Source organism: Shewanella sp. 8A, assembly GCF_023475945.1.
Lineage (GTDB): Bacteria > Pseudomonadota > Gammaproteobacteria > Enterobacterales > Shewanellaceae > Shewanella > Shewanella xiamenensis.
Window position 1 is genome coordinate 147,044 of sequence record NZ_JAMDJP010000009.1, and the last position, 18,920, is coordinate 165,963.

Here is an 18,920-nt window from a genome sequence, read left to right on the forward strand (position 1 = left end):
TCAACTTATTGTTTTAATAAATATTTAAAGCACATAAACAAAGACGAACAGGCAGAGCCAAACCACATCGACAAAGTGCCAGTACCAACTGCCTGCTTGGAAGGCAAAATGTTTATCCGCACTAAAGTGGCCTTTTAACACTCTGAAAAACAAGACTAATAGAAAGATAGTGCCCAAGGTGACATGCATGCCGTGGAAACCCGTCAGCAGGAAAAAGGTGTTGCCATACACGCCCGAGGTGAGCGTTAGACCCATCTCATGGTAGGCATGGCTATATTCCTCCGCCTGCAAAGCAAGGAAGCTAATTCCCAGTAAAATCGTGAGCCCCAGCCAGAGGGTGATGGCCGAACGCTTACCCTTTTCTAAGCTGATATGGGCAAAATGCAGCGTGACTGAGGAAGTCAGCAGCACAATCGTGTTGATTAGCGGTAGCCCATTCCATGGCATGGCTTCGGTTTTGGTACCATCTGGTGTGGTGACGAGTGGCCAAACGGCCTCGAAGTGTGGCCACAGGACTTCGTGGGTCATGGCATTGTTGGACCCGCCGCCGAGCCAGGGCACTGCGATCATGCGGGCGTAAAATAAGGCGCCGAAGAAGGCGGCAAAGAACATCACCTCGGAGAAAATAAACCAGCTCATGCCTTGGCGAAACGATCTATCCATCTGATGGGAATAGAGGCCCGTCATCGATTCTTTGATCACGGTTCTAAACCAGCCAACCAGCATAAACAGGATGACGGCGATGCCTGCCAGTAGAATATAGCCGCCCCCCGAAGCGCCAGATTTGAGTTGATGTACAAAATGTCCTGCCCCAAAGGCGATTAAAAACAAGCCGATAGCACCAACAATCGGCCAAGCACTCTGGGCGGGGACGTAGTAAGTCTCATGTTTAGTGGTCATTTTGCAGCTCCTTGCTCTATGGCAGACGCTAACTGCTTGTCGGTAATGTCGTAGAGGGTGTAAGAGAGGGTTAAGGTGTGGATAGACTCGGGTAATTGAGGATCCACAAAGAAGATCAACGGTAGCTCGGCGCGACTCGCGGCGGCTAAGTGTTGTTGGTTAAAGCAAAAACATTCGGTTTTATTGAAATAAGCCGCGCCTTGTCCGGGCGAAATAGAAGGAATCGCCTGGCCCACGATCGCTCTATTCGAGACGTTTTGCGCCAGAAATGCCGTGTGAATAAGTTCTCCTGGATGCACTTCGAGCCGTTTCGTTTGTGGCTCAAATTTCCACGGCATGCCCGTCTGCACCTGCGAGATAAACTCCACCGTTACCACCCGGTTCTTGTCCACAGTGATCGCTTGATAACTGCTGGCAGTATTAGAGGTTTTGCCATTAATACCCAGTTTTTCGCACAACACATCGTAGAGCGGCACTAAGGCGAACCCAAAGCCAAACATCCCAAGGCAGCCCAGCACCAGCAGACTGATGAGCTTACGGTTGGACTTGATGTTGGGCTGATGGGGTTGGCCTTGCATGTTATTTCACCTCGGGTGGCGTGGTGAAAGAGTGGTAGGGCGCAGGGCTGGGTAGGGTCCACTCTAAGCCTTCGCTGCCTTCCCAAGGTTTGGCGGGCGCCTTTTCACCGCCCCGAATGCACTTAATCACCAGCACGAGGAAAATTAGCTGAGAAAGACCAAAGGCAAAACCCCCAATCGACACGATTTGGTTTACATCGGCAAATTGAATCGAGTAATCGGGAATACGCCTTGGCATACCCGCAAGACCTAAGAAATGCATCGGGAAAAACAACACGTTGACCGAAATTACTGAGCACCAAAAATGCCACTGGCCTAGCTTTTCGCTGTACATATGGCCGGTCCATTTTGGCAACCAGTAATAGGCCGCCGCCATGATGGAGAAAATCGCACCAGTGACTAACACATAGTGAAAGTGGGCCACCACAAAGTAAGTATCGTGGTATTGGAAGTCGGCTGGCGTGATGGCGAGCATCAGGCCAGAGAAGCCGCCAATAGTGAACAGGATAATAAAGGCCACCGCGAACAACATTGGGGTTTCAAAACTCAATGAGCCGCGCCACATGGTCGCTACCCAGTTAAACACTTTTACCCCAGTCGGCACGGCAATCAGCATAGTGCAGTACATAAAAAACAACTCAGCAAACACAGGCATACCGGTGGTGAACATATGGTGCGCCCACACGAGGAAGGACAGAATCGCAATACTCGCCGTGGCATACACCATGGATGAATAGCCGAATAATGGTTTACGGCTGAAAGCCGGAACTATGGCGGAGATAATGCCGAAGGAAGGCAAAATCATGATGTAGACTTCGGGGTGACCGAAGAACCAGAAGATATGCTGGAACATCACAGGATCACCACCACCTGCCGCCTCGAAGAAGCTAGTACCGAAAAACTTATCGGTTAACACCATAGTAACGGCGCCCGCGAGTACGGGCATTACGGCGATCAGCAAGAAGGCGGTAATCAGCCAAGTCCAGACAAACAACGGTAACTTCATCCACGTCATGCCGGGAGCGCGCAGGTTGACTATGGTGACGATCACGTTGATGGCCCCCATGATCGAACTTATCCCCATGATATGAATAGAGAATACAAATAATGCTGTGCTGTCAGGGCTATAAGTGGTCGAGAGTGGTGCGTAGAAGGTCCAACCGAAATTAGGGCCGCCGCCTTCCATAAACAGTGAGCTCAATAAAATAGTAAAGGCGAAGGGCAGGATCCAAAAACTCCAGTTGTTCATCCGTGGAAGCGCCATATCAGGCGCACCAATCATCATCGGGATTAACCAGTTAGCTAGTCCGGTAAAGGCTGGCATCACTGCGCCGAATACCATGATTAGCCCATGCACTGTGGTCATTTGGTTGAAGAAGTTAGGTTCAACGAGTTGTAATCCGGGCTGAAAGAGTTCGGCGCGGATCACCATGGCCATCGCACCACCAGTTAAAAACATAATGAAACTAAACCATAGGTACAGGGTGCCAATGTCCTTGTGGTTGGTGGTGAGTAACCAGCGCATGATGCCTTTAGGTGCACCGTGATGGTGTTCATCATGGGCGGCAATTTGATCTTGAGTCAGTGTGCTCATCTTAATCCCCTACTGTCCATGGCGTGCAATATCAGCGGGTTGCACTGTATCGCCGGTATTGTTGCCCCACGCATTGCGCTCATAGGTAATGATGGCAGCAAGTTGTTGTGGCGTGAGTTGGTTGCCAAATGCCTGCATCGCCGTGCCCGGTTTACCGTGCATCACTATATCGATGTGATTGGCGACTGGGCCTGTTGCAATAACGCTACCAGCAAGGGCGGGGAAGGCGGGAGGCATACCTGCACCCGTTAGCTGGTGGCAGGCGGCGCAAACTGTGGCATAGGTCTTTTCCCCTTCGGCCATCAGTTCATCATGGCTGAGCGTGGGAAGACTCGCGGGATCGACACTGGCGATGGGCTCTGTCGCTGCTTTGGGCGCATCGGTGGTTGAGGGGGGCTGAGTCGTTGCTACTGGTTCGCTATTGGTGCCACCGGATTTATGGGCATCAACGTCTTTGGCTTGCACCGCATCACCCGTGTTATTGCCCCACGCATTACGCTCATAGGTAATCACTGCGGCAATTTCTTGGGGCGTTAATTGTTTACTGAAGGCTTGCATGGCCGTACCCGTTTTACCATTGAGCACGATTTCAAGATGACCGCTCAGCGGCCCGGTAGCTATGGGGCTGCCTTTGAGATGAGGGAATACGCCTTTGAGACCTTCGCCATTAGGTTGATGGCAGGCTGCGCAGTGACCAAGGTAAACTTGCTCACCCTGAGTCATCAGCTCTTCTTTACTCAGTGTTTGCGATAAGGCGGCTTGTGCGGCTTGCGCTGCGGCATTGGCAGCTTGTTTTTGTTCTGCAACCCAAGCATCGAACTCGGCTTCGGGCAGTGCCTGAACCACTATCGGCATAAATCCATGATCTTTACCGCAAAGCTCGGCACATTGGCCACGGTAAATGCCGGGTTTATCGATACGGGTCCACGCCTCGTTGATAAACCCTGGGTTAGCATCTTTTTTCACTGCAAAATCTGGTACCCACCATGAATGGATAACATCTTCAGAAGTCATCAGAAAGCGGATTTTTCTATTTACAGGCAGGACAAGGGGCTTATCGACCTCGAGTAAGTAGTGCTTTCCCTTGGCCTCACTACCTTCGATTTGAGGTCTTGGTGTGGCGAGAATACTGTAAAACTCAATATCTTGATCGAAATAGCTGTAATGCCACTTCCATTGCGATCCTGTGACTTTTACCGTGAGATCGGCATTGCTGGGGTCTTCCATGGCAATCAGAGTTTTAGTTGCCGGAATCGCCATTAAGATCAGAATGATAAAGGGAATTATCGTCCAAGCGATCTCAACTTTTGTACTCTCATGGAAGTGTGACGCGACCGCGCCCTTGGATTTTCTGTGGTTGATCATGGCATAAATCATCACGCCAAAAACCACTAAGCCTATCGCGCAGCAGATATACAGAATCGTCATGTGCAGGTGGTATACCTTGCCACTGATTTCTGTTACGCCAGGCGTCATATTGAACCGCATGTCTGCTGCGGCCAACGGTGGGGCGAATAGCACCACGAGTAAACAATACAACCATTGCTTCACAAGACTTCTCCTCTGCTAATTGCAAATAGCAACTACAAAGAAGAGCAACACAGTAAGTCTCAACTCTATGCAAACTCTTCAGTTCCCAAAAAAGTGTTTCTGACTTCAACGTGCGTTGGCGGCTTACTTATGATCAAGTATTGTTACTGCTGTTATTAGCCACACTGGCACATACTGCTGAATAAACCCATTATTCTCAATTCTTGTGGGCGAGCGATATTCGAAAATAACGCGATATTTCTGCCTAAACAGGCCATATATCATGTGCGCCTAAATCAAACATACTTGCTGTTTAAAAATTGATCAAGATCACTTCTTTTTCTAATTGTCTGAAAAATTGCCAAAAAAAAGCCTCACATTCACAGGTGAGGCGGCTTTCAAGGCTAAATACGGTGTGAAAAATTTTTAATGAACAGAGCTGAAAAATGCGGGTTGAGTAAATTTAGCCGATTGTGTGAGATTGGTGCTAGAAGGTTGGTCATTCGTTGAACCTTCAAGCACGATACCCATTGCACGTGCGCTCTTTGCTACAATTTGTAGGCGACGATTATCGCGAGTATCTAGGGCGTTAATCCAAGTAATCACTGCGCTAGATGTGCCACTGGTTAAGGCTTTTTCCATCGCCCAAAGGGTTTCGACCTCATCTTTTGCGTGAACCAATAGTACGCGATCCATGCGCACACCTGCGTTTGCTAATAGCTGCTTGTAGCCAATACTAGGTGGGTTGATGAGCACTATCCATCTTCCCTGTTGGCTCAGTTGGGCAAGTTGTTTGCTCAGCTGTGTCAGCTCTTGGCGCCCTTGGCTCTGAGTTGGCATAGTGACTATTGATGTATGCTGCCAGTCGGTCTCTGTATCTCGAACCGTATCGAGCCATAAACCGGGGTGACGCGGGGCATTACCTAATAGTTTGTTCATAGCCAATCTCCGTTGCGGATCACCCCTACGGCGAGCCCTTCAATTGTTAGACTTTGGAAACTCAAATCGACTTTAATCGGTGAATAGTCTTCATTCTCGGCATGTAGGTAGACTAAATTACCTTTTTTTTCAAAGCGTTTTACGGTTACATCATCATCAACGCGAGCAACAACAACTTGTCCATTGCGCGCTTGTTGTACTTTATGAACGGCAAGCAGGTCACCCTCAAGGATGCCGATATTCTTCATACTGTCGCCTTTTACGCGCAGCAGGAAATCGGCAGCAGGGTGGAACATGCTGGGGTCGACTTGGTAATACTGTTCGACATGCTCTTGGGCGAGAATAGGTTCACCCGCTGCCACTTGGCCGATAAGTGGCAAGCCTGTTTCGCGGTTATCTTCTTCCTCTACAGGGAGACGGATCCCGCGGGAAGTACCAGGCATGATCTCGATGCAGCCTTTTTTCGCCAATGCCTTAAGGTGTTCTTCTGCGGCATTTGCACTTTTAAAACCCAAACGGGTGGCAATTTCGGCCCGAGTGGGTGGCATGCCAGTCTCGGCAATATTACGTTTAATCAGCTCTAAAATTTCGGCTTGGCGTGGCGTCAACGGTCTCATGGTCTTTCCTGTTTTTCTATACAGTTACTGTTAGTATATACAGTATTATTTGTAGTGCAAGTATTAACCACTTTTAACTTGGTCAGCTAGATCTGCAAATAACCGTAATCGTCATCTATGGGGTGAATGCCATTTGCACGGCAGCAATAAATGGCGTTGCCTAAAGTGCGTTACTAAGTCATTAAAATCAGCCGCTGAATCCTGCATCTTTAGGTTGTTTGGGTATATTCTCTAGAATCTGGTATTCTATGGGGCTAATGAACGTACTTACATTGCATAAGAATAATGCCTAAACAAGACTCTCTTTGGTTGAAATCATTACGTTGGATCCAAAAGCACTTAGTGCACACTATTGTTGTGCCACAGGATCCCTTTGCCGATCTGAATCTGGATGCCTCCAGACCGCTTGCTTATGTAATGAAAACAGAATCCCTGAGTGATATTGCTGCGTTAAGCGAGATCACCACGAAACTTGGTTTGCCAAGCCCTTACGAGCCGCTGGTGGTGAATGGCGTTGTGGCGCCACGGGTGGTATGCCTTGAAGGTCGTAAGCCCTTATTTGGTGAACGCGCCAGCAATGAGCCATTCCTCGAATGTTTTATGCGTTTGTTGGCCGTCCATAAGGAAAAGCCAGAGTTAGATATCCAGCTGGTGCCTGTGAGTCTGTATTGGGGTCGTACTCCGGGTAAAGAAGACGACACCATGAAGGCGGCAGTGCTTGAGCGCGAGAACCCTACTTGGTTACGCAAGTGTTTGATGATCTTATTTTTAGGTCGTCATAACTTTGTGCAATTTTCTAATGCGGTATCGCTGCGTTACATGGCCGACGAACATGGAACCGATATGGGCATTGCCCATAAATTGGCTCGAGTAGCGAGAGTGCATTTCCGTCGCCAACGTAAGGTGATGACGGGGCCTGTGTTGCCTAATCGTCAGGCGTTATTCCATTCCTTGCTGAAATCTGAATCCTTACGTAAGGCGATTCAGGAAGAAGCCGCGAGCAAGAAGATTTCTGAAACCCAAGCGCGTGAAACGGCAATTGAATATCTTGATGAAATTGCAGCAAATTATTCCGATAGTCTCGTACGTATTGCTGAGCGCTTTTTAACGTGGTTATGGAACAAGCTCTACAGCGGTATTAACATCAAAGGTGCTGAGCATATTCGGCAGTTACACCACGATGGTCATGAGATTGTGTATGTGCCCTGCCATCGCAGCCATATGGATTACCTGCTGTTATCTTACATTCTGTATTACCAAGGTATGGTGCCACCGCATATTGCTGCGGGTATCAACCTAAACTTCTGGCCTGCGGGGCCGCTGTTCCGCCGTGGCGGGGCTTTCTTTATTCGCCGTAGTTTTAACGGCAACAAACTCTATACTGCAGTGTTCCGTGAGTACCTCGATCAGCTGTTTGCTAAGGGATATTCGGTTGAGTATTTCTCTGAAGGTGGCCGTTCTCGTACCGGTCGTCTATTGGCACCGAAAACGGGCATGATCGCTATGACGATCAACAGTGTGTTGCGTGGTATCGAACGCCCAGTCACCTTAGTGCCTGTGTATTTAGGCTACGATCACGTGATGGAAGTGGCGACCTATCACAAAGAGCTAAGCGGTAAGAAAAAACAGAAAGAATCTGTATGGCAAGTCTTTGGTGCTATTCGTAAATTAGGTAATTTTGGCCAAGGTTATGTCAACTTTGGTGAGCCGATTACATTGCAAAATTTCTTGAATGAAACGGCACCTAACTGGCGCAGTGAAGTGGCTGATGATCCTGAGCAAAAACCGACTTGGTTAACCCCAGCGGTGAACGTGTTAGCAAATCGGGTGATGACGCGGATTAACGACGCCGCTGCCGCCAGCTCTATTACCTTGACCAGTTTAGTGTTGTTGGCGTCGGAGCAAAATGCCTTAGAGCGTTGTTTGCTCGAGCGTCAGTTAGATTTATACCTGACCCTGCTTAAGCGTGTGCCTTACACGTCGTTTACGTCGGTTGCCGAAGGTGATGGCAAGCACTTAGTACAACAAGGATTAGAGCTGAACAAGTTCTCCATCAACGCCGATCCTTTGGGTGAGATAGTGTCAATTGATGAAAAACAAGCGACGTCAATGACATATTATCGCAATAATATCATTCACTTATTTATTATTCCGTCATTAATTGCCAGCTGTTTAATCAATAATAAACAGATTTCAAGAGCGCAAATCCTTGGGATAGTGAACGACTTTTATCCGTTATTGAAGGCGGAGTTGTTTATGGGGATCAAAGATCTCCCAAGCTACGTGAATCAAGTGCTCGAGCTGTTTATTGAGCAAGGTCTAGTGCAGGAAAGCGATATGTTGTCGGTTGTGACCGAGCACACCAGCCAAATGTTATTGTTGGCTGGCAGCGTTAGTGAGACCTTGCAACGCTATGCCATTATCTTCAATCTGCTGGCCCACAGACCTAAGATGGAGCGTTCGGATCTCGAGTCTGAAAGCCATCTGCTTGCCCAACGTTTAGGGGCGCTGCATGGAATTACCGCACCAGAATTTTACGATAAGAAACTCTATAACACCTTGAGTGTTAAGCTAAAAGAGTTGGGTTATTTCTCTGGTAAGGAAGATAAATCTGATGTTGAGCGCATTCGCGATCAAGCCAATAGCTTACTCAGAGCCTCTGTAAGGCAAACGATTGTCGCCAGCGTGACCGCGGAGCATATCGCTTAATGGCTAACCATATGAATGCGGCGAAGAATAAGCCGGTGGGCAAGTCTTTGCTCGGTGGTGCCATGATTATTGCCGGTACCACAGTAGGGGCGGGGATGTTTTCTTTGCCTGTCGTGGGCGCTGGCATGTGGTTTGGCTACTCGGTACTGATGTTACTCGGTATTTGGTTTTGCATGTTGATGTCGGGACTGTTACTGCTCGAAACCAACCTGCATTTCGAGCCGGGAGCGAGTTTCGATACCCTGACCAAGGAAACTTTAGGCCAGTTTTGGCGCATCGTGAATGGGGTGTCCATTGCCTTCGTGCTCTACATCTTAACCTACGCCTACATCAGTGGTGGTGGCTCGATTGTTAACCATAGCCTCCAAGGTATGGGGATTGAACTGCCTCAAAGTGTCGCCGGATTAGTATTTGCTGTCGTGCTCGCCTGTATCGTGTTGATCAGTACCAAGGCGGTGGATCGTATTACGACCATTATGCTCGGCGGGATGATCATCACTTTCTTCCTCGCGATTGGTAATTTGCTGATCGAGATCGATGTGGCTAAGTTGCTCGAACCGGATGGAAAGCAAAGCTTTATGCCTTATCTGTGGGCGGCCTTGCCATTTGGTCTAGCCAGTTTTGGTTACCATGGAAATGTGCCGAGTCTGGTGAAGTATTATGGCAAAGATTCATCGACCATTTTCAAAGCTATTTTTGTCGGGACTTTTATCGCGCTGATTATTTATGCCTGCTGGTTGGTCGCCACTATGGGCAATATTCCCCGCAGCCAGTTTAGTGAGATTATTGCCCAGGGTGGCAATATGGGTGTGTTAGTCGGCGCCTTGTCGAAAGTAATGGAAAGCAGCTGGTTAAACAGCATGTTAACCCTATTTGCTAATTTAGCTGTGGCGTCTTCTTTCCTCGGTGTGACCTTAGGTTTATTCGATTATTTGGCCGATTTATTCGGATTCGACGATACGCGCTATGGCCGGATGAAAACGGCGATTGTCACCTTTGTGCCGCCCACCATATTTGGTTTGCTGTTTCCCGATGGCTTTTTAATTGCCATTGGATTTGCAGCCTTAGCGGCAACCGTATGGGCTGTTATCGTGCCAGCGCTGATGGCCTACAAGTCGAGACAACTCTTCCCTAATCATCAAGGTTTTAGGGTCTTTGGTGGCACGCCGTTAATTATCCTTGTGGTGTTGTTTGGTGTCGTGACGGGTGCTTGTCATCTACTCGCGATGGCGAATTTATTACCACAGTTCTCCTAAGTATTTCGCTCGCAAATCAAGCCCTCAAATAGAGGGCTTTTTCTTTGTATTCATCTTTTTACCGCCAAAACTGGACAGTTGCATAAACTCCAGCTTAACTCGAACACATTATCTGTTTGATTGGAGTCTGCAATGAGGATTACTCAGTACGCACAGGGACAGGCCTGTTGGGTCGAATTGGCGAGCCATGACTGGCAGGGTGCACAGGGTTTTTACCATGCGCTGTTTGGTTGGAATGCGGTGGAAATGGCAATTCCTAATGGTCATTTCTCGCTGTTCAATCTGGAGGGGGACGATTTAGGGGCCATGTATCAAATCCCTGAGTCGGAACCACAGATCCCTAGCCATTGGCGGATTTATTTTGCGGTTAAGGATATCGAAGCGACGGTTGCCGCCATCCTGGCTGCGGGTGGGCAATTACACATGGGACCGCATGTGGTGGGGGATGCGGGCGTGATGGCGCAGGTGAGCGATCCCGAAGGGGCACGCTTTGCCCTGTGGCAAGCGAAAAACCACTCGGGCTCACGTCGCCAAGGCGAAGAAAATACCCTGTGTTGGGTGGAGCTGGCTTGCCGTGAGCCTAGCGCCGAAGCCAGTTTTTACACTCAAGTGTTTCCTTGGACCGCGCTCCCCAGTCATGTGCCCGGCATCGATTACACCGAGTGGCAAATTGACGGTCAGTCTATGGGGGGCATGATGAAAATGATGCCGGAATGGGGCGAGATCCCCGCCCATTGGATGCCCTATTTTGTGGTGGCGGATTGTGATGCTTTTGCCGCTAAGGCGCAGGGGCTGGGCGCACAGCTATGCGTGCCGCCAAGCGATATCCCCGATGTGGGACGTTTTGCGGTGATTGCTGACGCCCAAGGTGCTACTTTCGCGGTAATACACCTATCCCAAAATGAAAACCAATAAGTTAACCTGAGCTAGGGATAAGTAGCGCCGCTGAATAGGCCTCTTTTCGGGCCTCTCTGCGTTGCTCTGTCTAACCATAGCTCGCTATGGTTAGACAGAGCGCCTTGATATGCACAAAAATCTGCGCATTCAGTCAGGAGGAATTGTATTTTAAAAACAATCGTTTATGACATTTGTTTGGTTTGTTAGATTTAGGTTTTTTCGACACACGTTACCCCAAGTTCAGGTTAAGTTAGTTTGGTTTGTCGATAGAGAGTGGGTCCGGACAGTTAGTCTTTTTCGCCTTGGGTGCTTTAGCAAGTAGGCTCGGAATTGAGTCTGATAGCTTGATCTCTTGTGGAAGATTAATCCGGATTTCGCTTAAGAGTCCCTTGGCGCAATCAAGCGTGATCTTAGTGTGTGCACCTTTACCGAAGCTAGTATCAAAGCTTTGATTCAACTCTTGTTGTGTGACTTTTTTACCAATTCTTTCATGGATAAATTGTTGTACCCATGTCGAGGCATTGACTTCCTGCGTCAGCTGAGTCGCCAGTAAAAAATAGTCATTGGGGTCTTGATTACGACAGGTACCGTGCTTCCACCATTCATGGCGTTCTAAACAGGTGCCGTAGCGAGCACTAGGCATCACTTCTTCCAGATTCTTTTGCACAGAGGCATTGAGTGGTACTTCAGGATAATCGCAAAAGTCACTCGGTTGTTGTTTTACGCTGCTGCAAAAGCCGTAACGAGTGCCACATTGCTGGCGATTAGGCCAGAGGCCATGCAGGCTAAAGTGTTGCCATTGAGGCGCATCACTGGTTTGGCTTAAGGCGCGGCATTCGGCTTTACGACTGCCATAGAGTTCACAAAAGGTGCTTTGCCAACTTAAGGCGAGCACATGGGAGTCATAATTATCTTCGATTTGACACACATGGCCTTGGCGTTTCTCCGGCGTACCTCGTTCTTTTAGGCTTTCACGATTGATGGCTTTGATATCAGAGGCTGTAGTGGTTTGCGTAGGCTCTTTGGTTGAGTTTGGCTGATAAGTCTCTGCCGCCGCTACATTGGTATTGTATTGTCCACAATCACCTTTAATCCAGCGTAACGGTGAACTGATGGCATTGGTGCGGACGCGAATCCAGTCAGGATTGACGCTGTTTCCTAAAATCTCCGTAACGGGATAACGTTCACCGATATTGCTCTGCCAATCATCGGGATTGGTTTGTTTATTTTTAGACTGAAACAACTCACAGCGTTTATTGGCAATAAATTCCCCTGTGGCGGGGACGGCATATGCGGGTGCTGCTGACATGATTAGTGCAGAGCATAAACTGAACGAAGCGAGTAAAACATGTAATCGTTTTTTAAGGAAAAGTCTTTGTGGCCATATTTGGCTGATGATTAAACAAGATGGCTTAGTCATGTGATGGCATCCTTTCTACAGCAGTGAGTCGAGTCAATTCTGTGGTGCGCTGCGTTAATGGTACATATAAGCGTTGTAAACTGAGAGGCTTATTTTATGGATCGCAAACATCAGTGTCATTAGGGTGTCATGCATTCGACTTATATTCGGGTTTTATTGCTAAAACTTTTGAATATAAAGAGGTTATTCATGCATAAGGTCATAAATCTCAATGTTGTTTTATTATCGTCTCTAGTAGTGCTATCTGGTTGTAATTCTGACTCTGATAAGACTGATCCTACACCCATTGAGCCCAGTGGGCGTTGGCTAAAAGGTGACTTACACGTTCACACTGCGGTTTCGCAGGATGCTCGTGAAACCCAGTCTGATATTCTAAAATGGGCCTTTGGTGACTTCGGTTTAGACTATGTTTCATTATCAAATCATATGCGTAACAACAGTCAAGATAATGATGATAACGACGTCGGTGGGTTACTGTTTTACGATGCGTTAACTCAGTATGAAATTCCCGGTTTAAAGAAGAACATGCCTAACTATGAGGGCAAGATTGCTTATTCAAGTTTTGAGTGGGATATGCCAACCCATGAGCACTTTAACATTGGTATTTTAGGTGATGAAGCCAAAGTTCTGTCTGCGGTTAAGACCTTTGAGTACAGATTTAGTAGTAAAAATGATATTACGAACTTTGATCCCAAAGATGTTGCTGCATGGACGGCTGCGGGGGATACCCGTCAAAATAAGACTCACGAGGATGCTATTGCTGCTTTGAAGTGGTTAGAGACTCATTATCCAGACAGCAGCTACGGGATGCTAAATCATCCTCGTCGTTATTTATCCAGTTATACGATTCAAGATGTTAGAGAGCTGAACGATGTTGCTCCGAATGTTTTCTTTATGGTTGAAGGTCTTGTCGGTGGCCAGTTCAGTGGTAACCGTGGTGACTATGGTGAGCGTAGTAGTGGAGTGTACGGCGGCGTCGATCCGGTTGTTGCTGAGGTCGGTGGCTGGTGGGATGCATTATTGGGTGAAGGTCGTCGAATTTGGAACATGGGTAACTCGGATATCCACTTCAAAACACGTACTCCCTACGCTAGTAGTTATTATCCCGGTGAATATGCGAAAAGTTACACTTGGGTCGATGGCAAAGATACTACAGCGCTTTTGAAGGGATTACGCTCGGGTAATAGCTTTTCTGTGTTTGGTGATTTGATCGATGCCTTGGATTTTAAGCTTGAAAATGGCAATAAGAATAGCGTTACCATGGGACAAACTTTAGTGGCTAAACCTGGCGATAAGTTAACACTCACTATCCGCTTTAAAAGTCCGGCGTTGAATAATAAAGAGTCCGATATAGGTAATGAAATTTATGCTGGAATTAACCCTGGTGTAAACCACATAGACTTGATTGCGGGTAACGTGGGTCAGCGTGCTGAGCCTGGGACCGCGGCTTACAGAAAAGAAACAAACGATTCAACCTTAGTCGTTAAAACCTTTACTCGTGCCGACTGGCATAAAGATGCCGATGGCTACTACAGTATGAGTTACAGTTTTATCGCGGATCGGCATCAATATTTCCGTCTGCGTGGGACTAATTTAGATTATAACCAAGCTAATCTGACGGAAAGAGGTAATCCTTTGAAGTCAGCTGTGATTAATCAAGCGGAAGGTGAATCGGTACAGTCTTGGTATAACAAGATTAATGATCGTAACTATAACGACCTGTGGTTCTATTCTAACCCTGTGTTTGTTAACACGGTTCAATAAGCCCTTTTAAATGCGGTTGAATAAAAATCCCCCAGACTATTATGGTTTGGGGGATTTTTTATGCCTGTACTATCAGTGAACTGCGTCTTGCTTTAATTTACGCGAGTAAATGAGAAGATACAGTGCCGGCAGTACAAACAACGACAGTATTGGTGCTGTTACCATTCCGCCGACCATTGGGGCGGCGATTTTTTGCATCACATCGTTACCCGAACCTGCACCCCACATAATGGGGAGTAGGCCGAAGAAGATGGTGGCAACTGTCATCGCTTTAGGACGTATCCGCATGACCGCACCTTCTATCAAGGCTTCTTTTAAGTCTTCAACGCTGTGGTAAAGGTTTTTCTCCTGTCGATGTTTGATGGCGTTATTTAAATAGACCAACATAATCACCCCAAATTCTGCTGCTACCCCAGCAAGGGCAATCATACCAACAGCGACGGCAACAGAGATGTTGTAATCCAGTAGATACAATAGCCAAGTGCTGCCGACTAAGGCAAAGGGTAGACTCAGCATGATCATGCTCGCTTGCATGGTAGAGCCAAAGGTCATCATCAGTAGGATAAAGATGACCCCTAATGCCATTGGGATGACTTGCTTTAGTTTGGCGTCGACCCGCTGCATATACTCGTACTGGCCCGCAAAGCTGTAGCTATAACGGGGCGGCATTTTGAGTTCGGCATTTAAAGCTTGCTTCGCGGTGTTAATGTATTCCCCAATAGAAGTGCCCTCAATATCGATAAATACCCAAGAGATTAAGCGCCCGTTTTCGCTGGTGAGCATTGGTGCACCATCGGTGATTTCGATATCGGCTAAATTGCGAAGTGGTAAGTAATTTCCCGATTTAGTGATCACAGGTAATTCACGCAGTTTCTCGATATTGTCACGCAGCTCTCTTGGATAGCGCAGGTTAATAGGGTAACGCTCAGCACCTTGTACGGACTCGCCAATATCCATACCACCGATGGCGTAACGCACTACATCCTGAATATCTTGTAATGACATACCATAACGAGCGGCAACATCCAGTTTTGGCGTAATGTCGATGTAGCGTCCACCACCACTCCGTTCTGCATAGGCTGATTTAGTGTGTGGGACCTTGCTTAAGATAGCCTCAATTTTGGTGCCTAGGGCTTGCAGCTCATTGACATCTGCACCGGTAATTTTAATGCCCACGGGGGTTTTAATGCCCGTTGATAGCATATCGATACGTGTCTTAATTGGTTGTACCCAAGCGTTTGTGAGGCCAGGCACTTTTACCGTCTGCTGTAACTGATTAATGATGCCATCTAAGGTCATGCCTTCACGCCATTCGTTGTGGGGTTTTAGCATGATTGTGGTTTCGAGCATGGTGAGTGGCGCAGGATCTGTCGCCGTTTCGGCCCGCCCCACTTTACCAAATACACGAGCGACTTCAGGGACGGTTTTAATCAAACGATCCGTCTGTTGTAGTACTTCGGCGGCTTTGCTGGCGCTAATGCCTGGCAATGCCGTTGGCATATAGAGTAAATCGCCTTCTTCGAGCGCAGGCATAAACTCGCTGCCCATACGTGTCATGGGATACCAAGCACTGGCCAGTGCCATTAAAGCAATTAGTAGGGTTACTTTTGGAAACTTCAGCACCAGTTTCAACGACGGTTGATACAGGGCAATTAGCACTCGGCTGATGGGATTACTGCGCTCGCTAGGAATTTTTCCACGAATAAAGTAACCCATCAGAATTGGCACTAGCGTAATGGATAATAATGCCGCTGCCGCCATGGCAAAGGTTTTAGTGTAAGCCAGTGGCGCAAATAAGCGTCCTTCCTGCGCTTCTAGCGCAAATACGGGTACAAAACTTAAGGTGATAATAATCAGTGAGAAAAACAGTGCAGGGCCCACTTCGATAGAAGCTGCGCTAACAATTTCCCAGTGTTCTTTAACCGACGGTTCGCGTTGATGTTCGGTTTTAAAGTGCTCTAAATGTTTGTGCAGGTTTTCGATCATGACGATCGCACCATCCACCACGGCACCGATGGCAATAGCGATGCCACCAAGACTCATAATATTGGCATTCACCCCCATTTTATTCATCACAATAAAGGCAATAAGAATCGACAGCGGTAAAGTAATCACCGCGACCAATGTTGAGCGTGCATGCAGTAAAAATAATAGGCAAACCAAGCCCACTACCAACATTTCTTCAATGACTTTGCTGAATAGGTTGTCGACTGACTTTTGAATTAATTGAGAGCGGTCATAGGTTGGAATGATTTCCACCCCTTCAGGCAGACCTGTTTTTAACTCTTCCAGTTTAGCTTTAACCGCATCGATAGTGGAAAGCGCGTTTTCACCGTACCGCATCACCACAATGCCGCCCACGACTTCGCCTTCGCCATCAAGCTCGGCAATACCGCGGCGAGCAGCGGGGCCTTTGCGCACGGTAGCGACATCTTTGAGTAGTAAAGCTGTTCCGGAAGGGCTAGTAATCCCTAATGGGATTTCACGAAAATCAGCTAATGTTTGACGATAACCCTTGGCGCGCACCATATATTCGGCTTCGGCCATTTCGACCACTGAACCACCAGCTTCGCTATTGGCTCTTTCTATCGCCTCTTTGACGGTGGCGATATCGAGTTTATAGATCGCCATATTGTCTGGCTCGAGCACGATCTGATAGGTCTGCTCCATACCGCCGACGGTTGCGACTTCGGAGACACCGGCAACACTTTGTAGCTCAAGTTTGAGATACCAATCCTGTAGGCTTTTCAGTTGCGAGAGATCTAAGTTGCCGGAGCGGTCGACCAGCGCGTACTCAAACACCCAGCCCACACCTGAGGCATCAGGGCCGAGTGAGGGTTGTACCCCTTGAGGTAAGCGACTGCTGATCTGGCTTAAATACTCCAACACCCGCGAACGTGCCCAATAGATGTCGGTGCCATCCTCGAAGATCACATACACATAAGAGTCACCAAACATCGAGAAACCCCGCACGGTTTTTGCACCGGGGACGGCTAGCATGGCGGTCGATAATGGGTAAGTCACTTGTTCTTCAACCAGTTTTGGTGCTTGCCCTGGATAAGGGGTCTTAATGATCACCTGCACGTCGGATAAATCCGGCAGGGCATCGAGCGGCGTTTTACGCAACTCCTGCACGCCCCAGACAGTAACCATGATGGCGATAATTAACACCATAAGTCTTTGTCTGATCGATGACTCGATAATATATTTCAACATAATGCGCTCCTAGTGCTGATGACCGCTGCTTAAACGCATTAGGCTGCCCTTGAGGCTGGCCTCGGAGTCGAGCAGGAATTGCCCTGAGGTGACGACACGTTCACCTTCGCTTAGGCCCGAGACTATCTCTGCCTTGCCTTGGCTCATCATGCCTACAGTGACAGCTTTTGCGATAAAGCTGTCATCGGCTTGTTTGACTATTACGCGGTTTTCTTTACCCGTTTGGATGAGTGCTTCCTGTGGGATCACGAGTACATCCTTATTTGGGCCGCCAAAGAGCGAAACCTTAGCGAGTGTCTTGGGTCTTAAAGAGACATCGGTATTATTCAGTACCACGCGCACTCTCAAACTACGGGTAACAGGGTCTAGCTCGGGATAGATATAGTCAACCGTGCCTTCTATACCGTTGATATTCATCGCGGGCACAGAGACTTCGGCTTTTTGCCCAACCTTAATCCAGCTTTGTTCATTTTCAAACACATCGGCGATGACCCATACCTTAGAAAGATCGACCAATGACATGACTTCAGTAGAAGGCTCAATATACATACCGTCACGGATGGAGAGTGTTTCGACAACACCTTCCTGTTGTGCGTAAAACGGTACTCGATATTGAGTTTGGCGTGAGCTGGCTAATTGTTTGATTTGTTGTTCGTTAAACCCTAAGAACGACAGCCTTAAGCCTGCCCTGCGAACCAGATCTTGGTATCTTTGGCTACCGGAGGTTTTCGCTGTATCTAAGGCGAGCAGATAATCATCCTGAGCATTGACTAAATCGGGTGAGTAGATCTCATAAAGTAGCTGCCCCTTTTTGACGGTATCCCCCATGGATTTAACCATTAGCTTTTCAACCCAGCCAGTAACGCGGGCATGAATATGGCTGATCTGGCTCTCGTCATAGTCTATTTGACCCACGGTTTCGACAAACTTCCATAGGGTATCGCGCTCAACGTTGGCGACTTTAAGGGCAAGTGCTTGTTGCATACCGCCAGAGACATTAATGTTAATTTCCTGCGTATTGCCGCCTGTTTCGACCTTCTCTAAATTCATCCCACAAATAGGGCAAGTGCCTGGAAAATCACTAATGATGTGGGCATGCATTGGGCACACATACTTAATCGTTGCGCCAGAATTTTGATTTTTGACTAAGTTATTGGCTTTAGGCGTTGGAGTATCAAACACTTGAGCCGCGTTGGTATTTTGTGTATGTGCTTGATGTTCCTCATGTTGTGCAGTATTGCTTGTTTCTTCCTTCTCAACGAGGAACATATTGCACTTAGGGCAGCGGCCGGGTTCATGGCTTTCTACTTCAGGGTGCATAGGGCAAGTATATGTTTTGACTTGATTGGCGCTATTGCTGTTATGCTGATGCCCCGCCTCTGATTGAGCCGCAGGATCAACAAGCTGAGCCTGGGTTAACCAAGGAGTGCCCAGCAGAAGGCTACTGAGTATCAATACAGCCTTAGTGCACGGTTTTTTTACTTTGTAAAATTGGTTCAT

At 47.8% G+C, this 18,920-nt stretch carries 13 protein-coding genes; 4 read left to right on the forward strand and 9 right to left on the reverse strand.

Going from position 1 to position 18,920, the window contains the following annotated elements:
• Positions 1–24: 24 nt before the first annotated feature.
• From M0413_RS09320 to lexA, 6 genes are all read right to left on the reverse strand, one after another.
• The gene (locus M0413_RS09320) at positions 25–900 is read right to left on the reverse strand and encodes a cytochrome c oxidase subunit 3 (RefSeq protein WP_249553912.1); all 876 of its coding nucleotides are present in this window, start codon (positions 898–900) and stop codon (positions 25–27) included.
• Entirely contained in the window at positions 897–1,478 is a 582-nt protein-coding gene (locus M0413_RS09325) for a cytochrome c oxidase assembly protein (RefSeq protein WP_011624514.1), read from the reverse strand. Before M0413_RS09325 ends, M0413_RS09320 begins: the two co-directional genes overlap by 4 nt.
• Before the next feature lies 1 nt (position 1,479).
• Positions 1,480–3,072, reverse strand: coding sequence for a cytochrome c oxidase subunit I (gene ctaD, locus M0413_RS09330; protein ID WP_011624513.1), 1,593 nt, complete (start codon positions 3,070–3,072; stop codon positions 1,480–1,482).
• 9 nt (positions 3,073–3,081) lie between these two features.
• Complete coding sequence (gene coxB, locus M0413_RS09335) at positions 3,082–4,623, reverse strand: cytochrome c oxidase subunit II (protein WP_249553914.1); 1,542 nt, start codon at positions 4,621–4,623, stop codon at positions 3,082–3,084.
• A 405-nt stretch (positions 4,624–5,028) separates the two neighbouring features.
• Positions 5,029–5,541: a cell division inhibitor SulA gene (locus M0413_RS09340; RefSeq protein ID WP_037426610.1), complete on the reverse strand. Its 513-nt coding sequence runs from the start codon at positions 5,539–5,541 to the stop codon at positions 5,029–5,031.
• Positions 5,538–6,158 carry a transcriptional repressor LexA gene (gene lexA, locus M0413_RS09345; protein ID WP_037423686.1) on the reverse strand — a complete coding sequence of 207 codons (621 nt, stop codon included), beginning with the start codon at positions 6,156–6,158 and terminating at the stop codon, positions 5,538–5,540. The genes M0413_RS09340 and lexA overlap by 4 nt, the downstream gene beginning before the upstream one ends.
• Positions 6,159–6,443: 285 nt before the next feature.
• On the opposite strand from lexA, the gene plsB reads away from it, so the two are divergent.
• The 3 genes from plsB to M0413_RS09360 all read left to right on the forward strand — a co-directional run bounded on the left by plsB (position 6,444) and on the right by M0413_RS09360 (position 11,038).
• Entirely contained in the window at positions 6,444–8,867 is a 2,424-nt protein-coding gene (gene plsB / locus M0413_RS09350; RefSeq protein ID WP_037423683.1) for a glycerol-3-phosphate 1-O-acyltransferase PlsB, read from the forward strand.
• The gene (mtr, locus tag M0413_RS09355) at positions 8,867–10,123 is read left to right on the forward strand and encodes a tryptophan permease (RefSeq protein WP_172588227.1); all 1,257 of its coding nucleotides are present in this window, start codon (positions 8,867–8,869) and stop codon (positions 10,121–10,123) included. The genes plsB and mtr overlap by 1 nt, the downstream gene beginning before the upstream one ends.
• A 132-nt stretch (positions 10,124–10,255) precedes the next feature.
• Positions 10,256–11,038, forward strand: a complete 783-nt coding sequence (locus M0413_RS09360) for a VOC family protein (RefSeq protein WP_037423677.1) — start codon at positions 10,256–10,258, stop codon at positions 11,036–11,038.
• A gap of 232 nt (positions 11,039–11,270) precedes the next feature.
• Here the strand turns inward: M0413_RS09360 and M0413_RS09365 are convergent, their stop codons facing one another.
• Positions 11,271–12,440, reverse strand: coding sequence for a ribonuclease T2 (locus M0413_RS09365; RefSeq protein WP_249553916.1), 1,170 nt, complete (start codon positions 12,438–12,440; stop codon positions 11,271–11,273).
• A gap of 189 nt (positions 12,441–12,629) precedes the next feature.
• Between M0413_RS09365 and M0413_RS09370 the strand changes: the two genes are divergently transcribed.
• Complete coding sequence (locus M0413_RS09370; protein WP_055647314.1) at positions 12,630–14,204, forward strand: CehA/McbA family metallohydrolase domain-containing protein; 1,575 nt, start codon at positions 12,630–12,632, stop codon at positions 14,202–14,204.
• A gap of 72 nt (positions 14,205–14,276) precedes the next feature.
• On the opposite strand, the gene M0413_RS09375 is transcribed toward M0413_RS09370, so the two are convergent.
• A complete protein-coding gene (locus M0413_RS09375) occupies positions 14,277–17,420 on the reverse strand; it encodes an efflux RND transporter permease subunit (protein WP_037423668.1) in 3,144 nt (1,047 codons plus the stop codon).
• A 9-nt stretch (positions 17,421–17,429) separates the two neighbouring features.
• On the reverse strand, positions 17,430–18,920 hold the full coding sequence (locus M0413_RS09380; protein WP_249553918.1) for an efflux RND transporter periplasmic adaptor subunit: 1,491 nt from the start codon (positions 18,918–18,920) through the stop codon (positions 17,430–17,432).